This window comes from Mucilaginibacter gotjawali (genome assembly GCF_002355435.1).
In the GTDB taxonomy this organism is placed as follows: domain Bacteria; phylum Bacteroidota; class Bacteroidia; order Sphingobacteriales; family Sphingobacteriaceae; genus Mucilaginibacter; species Mucilaginibacter gotjawali.
This window is the reverse complement of the sequence record NZ_AP017313.1, coordinates 2376891-2388161: the sequence shown is the minus strand read 5'-3', so window position 1 is coordinate 2388161 and position 11271 is coordinate 2376891. Positions and strand designations below refer to the sequence as shown.

The 11271-nt window shown below is 42.7% G+C and carries 6 protein-coding genes; all 6 read right to left on the bottom strand.

The window, feature by feature from the left end; all coding sequences use genetic code 11:
* Positions 1 to 15: 15 nt before the first annotated feature.
* The 6 genes from MgSA37_RS10785 to MgSA37_RS10760 all read right to left on the bottom strand — a co-directional run bounded on the left by MgSA37_RS10785 (position 16) and on the right by MgSA37_RS10760 (position 10960).
* On the bottom strand, positions 16 to 1218 hold the full coding sequence (locus tag MgSA37_RS10785; protein ID WP_096357407.1) for a glycoside hydrolase family 5 protein: 1203 nt from the start codon (positions 1216 to 1218) through the stop codon (positions 16 to 18).
* 55 nt (positions 1219 to 1273) lie between these two features.
* Positions 1274 to 2719 (bottom strand): cellulase family glycosylhydrolase, encoded by a 1446-nt coding sequence (locus tag MgSA37_RS10780; RefSeq protein WP_232010836.1) that lies wholly within the window; start codon positions 2717 to 2719, stop codon positions 1274 to 1276.
* A 211-nt stretch (positions 2720 to 2930) separates the two neighbouring features.
* Positions 2931 to 4544 (bottom strand): cellulase family glycosylhydrolase, encoded by a 1614-nt coding sequence (locus MgSA37_RS10775; protein WP_157750530.1) that lies wholly within the window; start codon positions 4542 to 4544, stop codon positions 2931 to 2933.
* Positions 4545 to 4602: 58 nt separating this feature from the next.
* Complete coding sequence (locus tag MgSA37_RS10770) at positions 4603 to 6141, bottom strand: glycan-binding surface protein (RefSeq protein ID WP_157750529.1); 1539 nt, start codon at positions 6139 to 6141, stop codon at positions 4603 to 4605.
* Positions 6142 to 6164: 23 nt separating this feature from the next.
* The gene (locus tag MgSA37_RS10765) at positions 6165 to 7751 is read right to left on the bottom strand and encodes a RagB/SusD family nutrient uptake outer membrane protein (protein WP_096351845.1); all 1587 of its coding nucleotides are present in this window, start codon (positions 7749 to 7751) and stop codon (positions 6165 to 6167) included.
* Positions 7752 to 7777: 26 nt separating this feature from the next.
* On the bottom strand, positions 7778 to 10960 hold the full coding sequence (locus MgSA37_RS10760; protein WP_096351843.1) for a SusC/RagA family TonB-linked outer membrane protein: 3183 nt from the start codon (positions 10958 to 10960) through the stop codon (positions 7778 to 7780).
* Positions 10961 to 11271 lie beyond the last annotated feature (311 nt).

Sequence of the window (11271 nt, the reverse complement as noted above, 5' to 3'; positions counted from 1 at the left end):
GAACGTAGCAATCTTCTATTTCCCCCCGGCGACGATAGCATTAATAGTCCGCTGATCTCTCACTGTGTAATTTTGCCTGTCCAAAGCGCCGCCTGTGTCCCAAAAAAATGGTAACATCCCGTTTGCTTTCGCCTGTTTTGTAATGTATGTTAACCAGTAGTCAACAGCATCGTTATGCAGTGCTAACTCTTTGGGGGCATGTTCGCCCTCATTTCTCCGATAGGCGCCATATTCGCCAACAACAATCGGAATTCCTTTGTCGAAAAAGCTTGCCTTCATTTTACCGAAGGACTTTTTTACATAATTTTCTTCTGCCCAGGTGGCATTACGTTCAGGTTCAATAGCCGAATGAAGTGCTTTTCCCCAGTAGTAAAACATTTTACCCCAGTTTGCATCGCCGTTCATGAGGCAAAATTGGTAGGGGCTATAATAATGGACCTCTACCATCATCCGTCCGTATATCTTGTCTATCGGAAGACGATTCATCAATTTGCTGGTTTTATCGACATCTGTCGACGGCCCCTGAACTACCAATACCCGGTAGCTATTTCGGCCACCGGTAGACCTGACTGCATTGATGAAGGTTTGATGATAGCTATTTAATACCTCCATCTGATCAGCATTCTCTACGTTAGGCTCGTTTGCGCTGGCAAACATCAAATGCTCATCAAAATCGCGCATGCAGGTTGCAATCTGCTCCCAAAGCGCTTTTTGTTTCGCGTTAACCGAGTCCTTTTTAAGGGCAGTGCAGTTATTTTCGAGCCATCCCGCGTCCCAATGTATATTGAGTAAAACATACATATCATTTTTTACGCAATACCCAATTACTTCTTTAACCCTGTTGAGCCATTTTGGATCTATGCGTGCTTCGCTTTTATTAGCTAAATGGGTCAGATTCCAGGCACATGGGAGGCGGATTGCATTGAACCCCTGCTGTTTTACTGCCTTGATATAACCTTCTGTAATAACCGGACTGCCCCAACCTGTTTCGCCACCGGGAGCCTCAAAGGTGTTGCCAATGTTCCACCCTAACTTAATTTTTGCAGCAAGCTGAACTGCGTTACTTTTCATCCCTGTTGAGTCAGGCGCCTTTGGTGAGGTGTTGTATGAGGGATAAATAGAGCGCGGCCCGGCACTATTATCAGCCGTTTTGAATGAATAAAAAGATGCAAGCGTAATAAGAGATAATAATATGATAAAAAAATACCTGATTTTCATTTTGTTTAAATCACCACTGTATAAAAAGTAAAAAAACACTTCAGCAAATATGCTTTTATTTGCCTCCTGCTATTATGGCGTTAAGTGTACGCTGGTCATTTACTGTTAAATTTTGTCTATTTAAAACACCGCCTGTATCCCAATAAAATGGTTTAAGGCCGTTGGCTAATGCCTGTTTGGTGTTAAATGTTATCCAATAATCGACCGAGGCCTGGTGTGCAACCTGATCAAGAGGCTCTGAACGCCTGATGGCAGCGTACTCGCCCATTATAACCGGAATACCTTTATCAACAAACTTTTGCTTTATTCCCTGGAAATAAGTGTTCATGTCACTCTCTTCGCCCCAGGTAGCATTCCGGCTGGGTTCAATTGTGGAATGATGACCTGTGCCCCAGTAATAAAACATATTGCCCCATGATTGGTCTCCTATCATTTCGGTAAACTGCCATGGCGTATAATTATGCTCTTCGAACATCATCCGGTTAGGCGCCGGATCTGCCGGGAATGCGTTCATAAGCTGTGACGCCCCTTGTACAACCAAAATACGATAGGCATTGTGCCCTCCCGTCGAACGGACAGCATTAACAAATGTTTGGTGGTACGACTCTAAAATGGCCATTTGGCCGGCATCGTTTGTAGTTGGCTCATTTTCGCTGGCGAACATCAAATGCCCGTCAAAATCGCGCATAGCTGTGGCTATTTGCTCCCATAATGCCTTTTGTTTAGCATTAACCGAATCTTGTTTATCCGGCGTGCAAACCAGCCATCCGCCATCCCAGTGGATGTTAAGGATAACATACATATTGTTGTTTACACAATACCCAACTACTTGTTTTACACGGGCAAGCCAGGCAGGGTCTATTTGTTCGGTACCTTTATTTATGATATGGGTATAATCCCAGGAGCATGGCAGCCGGATAGAATTAAAACCGCTTTGTTGCATAAATTTTATAATATTCTCCGTAATGACGGGACTACCCCAACCCGTCTCGCCGCCGGGTGCTTCAAGGGTATTGCCTAAGTTGATGCCCAGTTTCATATAGGATGCCTGTTGTACGGCAGTGTTGGTCATACCAGTCATGTCAGGCGCTATGGGCGATGTATTATAAGTTGGGTAGATGGTGCTTAGCTGGGTAACGATCAGCTTTGTGCCCTGACCATTCGAAGGATTTATTTCCAAAAGGCCCGACAAGGTTGCCCCAGTGGTATTTTGCGATATTGTTGTTATATGTACAATGGTACTGCCACTTTTACCCGATGTTACGCTTGTCTGCAACCACGAAGAAGCAGGGTTGTAGAGCGTCCAATCGGTATTGCTGGTAATAGTTATGTCCTGGCTTCCTCCGTCGGCTGTAAAATTTACAGAAGGTACGTTAACCGAGAGTTGACCCGCTGGCTGCGCCGACTCATTTTTCGCCGCTTTTTTACAGGAGAAAAAAAATAAAATTGTAATAAGAAATACTAACTCTTTAAAAAAATACTGTTTTTTTATTTTACTCATCTAGTCCTCAATTTTTCAAATAATGCATAAAAACTATTGCATCCAGAACCACTCGCACGATGAATTTATTCCATCCTTATCTGCTGATCTTTTGCTATATGGCACCTCTAAAGCCCCACTTTTAACTCCCATCCTACGGAGAGGAATTAAAAGTGAGGCGATAAAATAAAACACAAGGCGTTTTTAGAGGTGTTTTATATCATTCAGCGTGTTATTGAAACTTCGTGCCTGTGCCGTATGCAGCTATGCCTCTGTTTACGCCAACTTTTACAGAATCCAGTGTTACCTGATCTCCCACAACTGCAGGCCCTTGCGGAACCCCGTTCAATCCTCGCCTGTCAAATATACCAGCCCATAAAAACGGTATTACGCCATTTGCTTTAGCTTGTTGTGCAACATAAGCAGTGAAATGCGTAGCAGATGCCAACGCCTTTAACGAATCTGCCGGATAGCCTGTCAACCTCGCAGCGTGATAATTTGGCGCATACTCGCCCATAAACAATGGAATACCTTTATCAGCAAATCTTACCTTCACGGTGTGCATTATAGAATCGACATAACTTTCTTCATTCGCAGATGTGCAATTACGGTCCAGGAAGAGTGAGTTTGTTGTATGATAATTAGTATATGTACCGTTTACAGAATAGGTATTCCTGTTTCCCCAAAAATACAGCTCTTTACCCCAGCTTGCGTCTTGAGGTGTTGTAGAAGTGCCACCTCCCAATATGCAAAACTGCGACGGGCTATAATAGTGGAACTCAAGCATCATTTTATGAGGCGTTGGGTCGGTAGGCAGTTTTGGTGTTTTATATACATTGGTCGGATCAAGATATTGGTTAAGAATATCAGTTGATGCAGAAGGCGACTGAATTACCAGAACACGATAAACATTTTTTCCTCCGGTGCTGCGCACTGCATTAATAAAGGTTTGATGATAACGCATTGTGGTAACCATTGACGTTACATCATTGCTGTTATTAAGGCTGGTTTCGTTGAGACTGGCGAACATTAAATGCTCGTCAAAATCGCGCATATAAGTAGCTACTTGCTCCCAAATTGCCCTATGCTTAGCGTTAGCACTATCTTGTGGAGCACCTGTAAGTGTACTTCCGGGATCATAATGGATATTAATGGTCACATACATACCATCGTTAATGCCATATTGGATTACTTCTTTTATACGGGCAAGCCATAGTGGGTCTATTTGTAGCGTTTTCGTGTTGATGAAATGGCCATCATAACGAATAGGTATCCTTACGGCATTTACACCATTTGCTTTTAGCAAATCAAACTGTTGCTGGGTAATTGGCGGGTTTCCCCATCCGGTTTCGCTACCCGGGGCTTCCATGGTGTTATAAAAATTCCAACCATAGGTAATATTATTAGCTATTTGCGAAGCAGTACTACTCATACCTGTTGCATCGGCTGCTTTGGCCGATGTATTATAGGAGGGATAAATAATAACATCCTGCCACACCGTAATCCGCCTGCTTTGACCATTACTTGCATTTAAATTTAAAAGCAACGAACGGCTTGCGCCCGATTTATTATTAGCCGCACCAGTTAAAGTAATGGTAGCGGCGCCGCTACCACCTGTTGTCTGGCTTAATTGCAGCCATCCAAAACCAGTTGTATCAATACTCCAGGCGGCATTAGCAGTAAAATTTAATGTTACAGTACCGCCGCTTGCCGGTATAGTATCTGTAATATTACTAAGCGTAAGTTGCGGGGCATTTATATTATTTTTCTTGCAGGAAATAACAGCCGCCAGTGCTATAAATATCCCGGCAATCTTGTACGCCGTGCCTATTTTTTTTATCATCATTTTCATATTCAATTTTGTTTAAAAGCCCCACAGCGATATGCGGCTGCGGGGCTGTAGTTTATTTAATTTTTACAACCCGGATATTGTCAAAAGCACCATAAAAACCTGTTGTTGTTTTAGTTGTAGCATAATTATGCACATATATGTAAGCAGTGGCGTTTCCTGATTGGTCCAGCATATCGGTAAGTTTAGCTAAAGAAGCCCCCATACCCTCGCCAAGCGTTGGATCGCTTGCACGGAACGATGACAACGGAATAGTTAAAGTAATCCAGCCCTTTGTTTTGTATGCTTTTCCGGTTTTCCATGGTTCCCATCTGTATATAAAGCCACCTCCTGGCGAAATATCAAGTGCACCACCATTCCAGCCTTTTGCGACACTTACTTCTAACTTTAAGGCCCAACTGCCTGGGTCGTCAGTAAGGTTGGCTTTTGGCACCCATTGATTACCTGATAAATCAGTACCCCAACCATTATACCATTGCCCGTCACCACTATTCCCAAGTCCGGTATTCAAATAGACAAACTGAGTTTTGTCTTTACCCAATACGCCATCAAAGTCTGTGGTATGTGTAAACCAGCCGTATTGATCATTTGCGGCATCATCAATACCGCCAGAACCTGCGGCCCACCATCCGCCCATTCCACCAAACGTCCACATAGGACCATCCATAGTTTCTATAACACCGTCTTGCAAATATGTATGACTATTAACTTTGTAAATAGTAGTACCTGTGCCAAACTTTGTAGTAACAGATACCGGCCCGCTATTCGATGATAATTGAGGCATAACAAAACTAACAGACTTCGTATCTTTTGATTCGGTAAAGGAGGTAATTGCAGTACCAGCAAACGTTAACGATTGAATGCTTTTTAAATAAGTACCGTAAATATAAACGGAATCGCCAGCGGTTGGATTTTCGTTGGAAATACCAGAAATAGTTGGCGTAGCTTTTATGGTATCCAAAACAGTACCTGACTTAGTAGTTACCGTAATGAGGCTGGTAGGTGTTGATGCGGGCATTAAAAAACCAAGAGAACTTCCGTCTGAGCTTGATTTATACGATGTAATTTTGGTGCCCCCATATAAAAACTGTTGAACCAAAACTAAATTTGCACCGTAAAGGTATACCGAATCGCCAGGGTTGGCAAACACGTTCGATATAGCACTAATAGTTGGCTTTGCAGGCCCCAATTTAAACCAAAAACTTGTTGAGCCTGCTTTAGTTTTATAAATAATACTATAAAGCCTGGCAGTATCAACCGTTGTATAGTTAATGGTTGGTATGGGTACCACCGCGTTGTTAGCAGTAATTAAAGCAGGGTTAAAGCTTGACGGAACGCCGTCAAAATCAATTTCGATGGGATTTTGCAAATTGCTCCCCTGTATAACCACATAATTACCACCATTTCCATATAATGCCGGACTTGTACTAGGATTACCGGTACTCAAAATAGTATCCTTTGGTGACGCAACGTATTGCCTTACATCAGAAATAGACGGCGCTCCTTCGTTGTTCTTTTTACAAGCAGGGAATAAAGCCACCATCGCGAGGAGGAGCGGCAATAGACACAAGCCAATTAATGATTTCTTTTTCATAATTATATACTTTAATTTTTTAATTAATAATAAGGAACTGGTGGCTGCGCCAATTTCGGGTCGGTAGATAACTCTGATGCCGGAATCTGCATTGTATATGAATTGATGGTTGCCGGAGTAGCAGCCGGGGCCGCAGTAGTATCCCTTGTAGCTATACCCGTTTTATGATCATAAGAAAACGGCTGCCGATTATGATTACTATCCTGAGCATTAAGAAATGCAACGGCTGCATCGGGCTGGTAATAAGACCACCTTACCAAATCTATCCAATATTGGCCTTCAAAAGCCAATTCAACCCTTCTTTCCCTACGTATGGTGTCGGCAGTTAACATTGGGGCAGGGTCTACACCGGCTCTTGCACGCACTGCATTAAAATAAGTTAGAGCATCAGCATTGGTAGTGGAAGCATTGTTGCCCAAAATAGCTTCGGCGTATACCAAATACACATCGGCCAACCTAAGCATCGCGAAGTCTTCCGGGGATGACCACAACGTAGCTGTTGGCGAGTTGTTATCTGCATTGTTGCCTACGATATGTTTTTTCATACAATTTCCGCCTGCGGTAAAACCGCCATCCGCCTGATCCAATTCCGGATAATGATCTCCAGATAGCATAATGGTGGCCTTGCGCCGCACGGTATCTTTAGCCGAGTACATCATATATAAATCCCAGGTTGGCTGTAAGGTCTCCCATCCGCCACTGTTCCCGAAATTTATTTTGTTACTGGGCGAATAATAGGTTTCTAACACGTTACCATATCCGTAACCCACACCCGGAGCCCATTGAAGCGAGAATAAATCTTCGGGGGCATTGTTGTTTTGCACCTTAAAAAGGTCATAATAGCTTGGAAACAATGCTAACCCGCTATTTTTACACACATTGCCTGCGTATTTGGCGGCACTATCCAGCAATGCCTGGTCTCGCGAGCCGCTGTGGCCCCAGCCTGACATGGTTAAATAAACTTTGCCCAGTAAGCCTTGCGCCGACCAGGTGGTTACCCGGCCTGCCTGATCTTTAAGAGGAAGGTTTTGCGCTGCAAAAGTGAGGTCGATGGTAATAAATTTATAAACATCCGAAACCGTATTACGATAAAGCAAAGCATTACTTACCAGTTTGGTATTATCAGTAACAATAGGCACAGCACCCCAATAAACCGCCAAATGATAATAGGCCATGGCGCGGATAAACCTGGCTTCGGCAATGGCCTGATTTTTGATTACTGGCGTTAATGAAGCAGAGGTTGACTGGTTTATGGCATTAATAACCATATTACACTGGCCAATAACGTTATACAAACCTGTCCAGCCACTCAATACAACACCATTTTGCGATGTAATTGTACGTGAATAAAGCTGCATTATATCGCCATTATAGGTATAAAAGGCCGTTCCGGGCAAAGCATCGCCTAATAGTAACCAGGGTTGCTGCCATTGCCACCATGGGGAGCCTCCATAAAGGTTCGCGGTGGCCAGCCGCAAATCAGCCTGGGTTTTGTAAAAATTCTCAGAGCTGATTAGCGTGGTAGAGGGGCGGTCCAAAAAGCTCTTTTTGCATCCGACTGCGGCCGCACCCAATAACAATATAGTTACAATTTTATTAATTCGTTTCATAAATATCTTTTTTATCGATGATTTTTTTATTTGTTAAGGGTTATGTTTGCGCCAATAGTAAATCCGCGCGGCTGAGGATAATAACCCTGGTCCCAACCAGCCTGAAGCGGGTTCCACGAACCAATTTCCGGATCCATACCCACATATTTTGTAATTGTAAATACATTAGTTACGTTAGCATATATTTGCGCAGAATGCACGTGTATTTTCGACAAAATACCTTCTGGCAGGTGGTAAGTCAACTTAATGTTTTTACATTTCAGGAATGAACCATCTTGTATGTATATAGTAGAAGGGCGGTTATTTTCGTTGGTATTATCATTTCTCAAACTCACAATATTTGTATGCGGGTTGGTAACATACACATTGTTAACATCGGATGCAGAGCCATTGGGGTTTACCAAGGCCAAACGCGAGTAATTTAATACCGATGTAAACCAGGCCGTAGTTTGTGACGGGTCAGTATGGCTTACAGATACTTCATTGAATACTTTGTTGCCATAGTCACCGCTAAAGAAAATATTCAGATCAAAACCCTTGTATGTGAACGTATTGCCGATACCATATTGGAATTTCGGAAGTGGCGAGCCTAAAAAAGTTTCATCTTTTGAGTCGATAATACCATCGCCATTCAAATCTTTAAACATACGGTCGCCGTACCAAATGCCGCCAGAATTTGGACTAATAGGATAAGGCACACCAGCCTGATTAGCCGGCAGGGCATGTGTTTGAAAATCTTTAGGGGTGGCAAACACGCCATCAAAAACATAGCCGTAAAACTCACCAATTGACTGGCCTACAACCGTTTTTTCGGCTACCTGGCCACTGCCACCATCTGATGCGGTTAGGCTGGCATCAGATCCGCCGTTACCTAAACTAAGCACTTTATTAACGTTGCGCGATAAGGTAAAATCACTTCTCCAGATAAAATTTCTATTACTAATATTGGTAGTACTGATCTGGAAGTCAAACCCTTCATTGCGCATACTACCAACGTTGGCATAAGGTGCTGCCATAGCACCTGGCGAATAACCGGTGGTAGTACCTGAATAGATGGGAAGCGGTTCTCTTAATAACAGGCCGTTTGTTAAGCGGTCATAAACATCGAACGAAAAATTTATACGCCCGTTGAAAAACGAACCGTCAATTCCGGCATCATAATAATCTGTTTGTTCCCACTTTATTTTGGGGTTTGGCAACTGGGTTTGAAACTCTGCAGTACCTAAACCGTTGACCTGAGTTGAAAGCAAACCCACATAAGAATTGCCCGGTACGTTTTGGTTGTTGGTAAGGCCGTAACTAAGCCTCAGCTTCAATTCACTTATCTGTTTTACATTTTTCAAAAAAGCTTCGTTACTAATTTTCCAGGCAAATGCACCAGAATAGCTAAGTGCCCAGCGATTGTTGGCCGGAAAATTGGAAGAACCATCGTTACGTACTGTACCGGTGATCAGGTATCTATCGTCCCATGACAAATTAAGACGGCTATAATAAGATTCCGTTGCGCCACCAAGGCCAACATTGCCTGAGTTTGTAGCCGAGACAGGATCGCCGGCACTAACGGATGTTACATTGTTTGAAGGGTAATTTGTACGGTTGGCACTAACACTTTCATTCCAATCCGAACTTGCTTCGTGCCCCGCTAATGCGTTGATTTTAAATTTATTAAAACTGTGGTTATAAGTTAAAAAATTGCGGAGTGTCCAGCTAATATCTTGCGACTCACCCTGGCCTCCACCATTGGTGCCGTTAACAACTGTACCAAAAGTATAACTTGGGCTAAAACTATTGTTGGCATTAAAATCGAAATTACCTGATAATTCCGTGCGGAATGAGAGGTCTTTAGTAAACGTTATATCTATAGACTGGTTGGCAAACACCTGATTTCGGGTTTGATTATTTGTGGTAATTAAGGAGACAGCCACAGGATTTGCAACAGAACTCACCCAACCTTCGGTGTTGGTATTTCCACCATAGGAACCATCAGGATATTGTACCGGAATATTAGGTGTCTCGCTCAATGCATTGCTTATTCCAGCGTTGGCAGTAGCATTTTGATTCTGCCCACTGTGTATTAACTGAAGGCTGGTAGTCAATTTTAGCCAGTCAGTCATTTTATTGTCGAGGTTCACCCGTACAGAATATCTGGTGAATTCAGACCCGGACACAATACCTTGCTGGTTGAAATAAGTGGATGATATTAAATATTGGTTCTTGACATCGCCACCGCTTATGGTCAGGGTGTGGCTTTGCTCCGGTGCGTTCTGAAATAATGCTTTTTGCCAGTCGGTGCCTTTACCCAGATATTGTGGATTGGCAAGTTCGGCAGCATCGGTACTGAAGCCCCAGACTTGTGAACGGGCATTTATAACGGTAGCATACTGCTGCAGGTCCATAGTAGGGAGTTCCTTTGGCCTCAACTGTTGCTCGGCAAAGCCATCGTAACTTATGGTCGGCGCCCCTGCCTTGCCTCTTTTTGTGGTAATAACAATAACACCATTGGTTGCCTGCGAACCATATATAGCAGTCGCTGATGCATCTTTTAAAACATCGACTGATTCTACATCGTTAGGGTTAATAGAATTTAATGGGTTGCCACCATTACCAGGGTCGCTGGTAGGAGGAATAATAACACCATCGATTACATACATTGGTGAATTAGAGCCGCTTATTGACGATACACCACGTATTTGAATAGATACTCCACCGCCAGGTTGCCCCGAGATCTGTTGAACCACAACACCTGCAACTTTCCCTTGCAGGGCCTGGTCAAAAGTAGTTGGTTGTGTTTGCCGCAGGTCATTGCCTTTAATTGAACTTATCGAACCCGTTACATCTTTTCTTTTTATCGATTTACCGTATCCAACAACAACCACTTCATTTAAGTCGCTGGATGTTGAATTTAGCTTAACATCAATTACGTTGGTTTTTTTTACAATTATTTCCTGACGTTGATAACTTAAAAAGCTAAAGACGAGTACATCGCCCGGCTTTGCCATTATTTTATAATTACCATTAATATCGGACACCGCTCCGGTTGTTGTTCCTTTAACTTTAATGCTTACTCCGGTCATCGGTTCGGCATTGTCGGCGTCTGTTACCTTTCCGGAGATACCGACGGTTTGCGCGTAGCTTGAAAGACATAGCAACATGCTTGCTATAAATAACGAAATATGGTATCTCATTCTTTTTTGTAAATTTTTATCCATTTTATAAAGGGATTTTAATGTATTTTAAAAATTGGTTCATTGGTTTTGTCGGTTAGTAATTACTTAGTCTTAATTTTCACTCATATTTTATATCGTTTTTAATATTTCGCACTATAAATAGGCACCTCAAAACACCCTTTAAAACCTGCTTTCCTGACAGTCACTGCTTTCAACTGCCGGGGACTTGATTTAAAAAAATCTTTAAACACAGTCAAACTCTGTTTACTAAGTCAAAAAATAATTATATGGTCTATGGATAAATAATTGGTGGAACGTTGTTAAAAAAGCAGCATCTTTCAAACACCTCGCCG

Coding starts and splice junctions, on each gene's coding strand:
- MgSA37_RS10770 (WP_157750529.1), bottom strand. CDS start 6,141: ATGAAAAAGAAATCATTAATTGGCTTGTGTCTATTGCCGCTCCTCCTC.
- MgSA37_RS10780 (WP_232010836.1), bottom strand. CDS start 2,719: ATGAGTAAAATAAAAAAACAGTATTTTTTTAAAGAGTTAGTATTTCTT.
- MgSA37_RS10765 (WP_096351845.1), bottom strand. CDS start 7,751: ATGAAACGAATTAATAAAATTGTAACTATATTGTTATTGGGTGCGGCC.
- MgSA37_RS10785 (WP_096357407.1), bottom strand. CDS start 1,218: ATGAAAATCAGGTATTTTTTTATCATATTATTATCTCTTATTACGCTT.
- MgSA37_RS10760 (WP_096351843.1), bottom strand. CDS start 10,960: ATGGATAAAAATTTACAAAAAAGAATGAGATACCATATTTCGTTATTT.
- MgSA37_RS10775 (WP_157750530.1), bottom strand. CDS start 4,544: ATGATGATAAAAAAAATAGGCACGGCGTACAAGATTGCCGGGATATTT.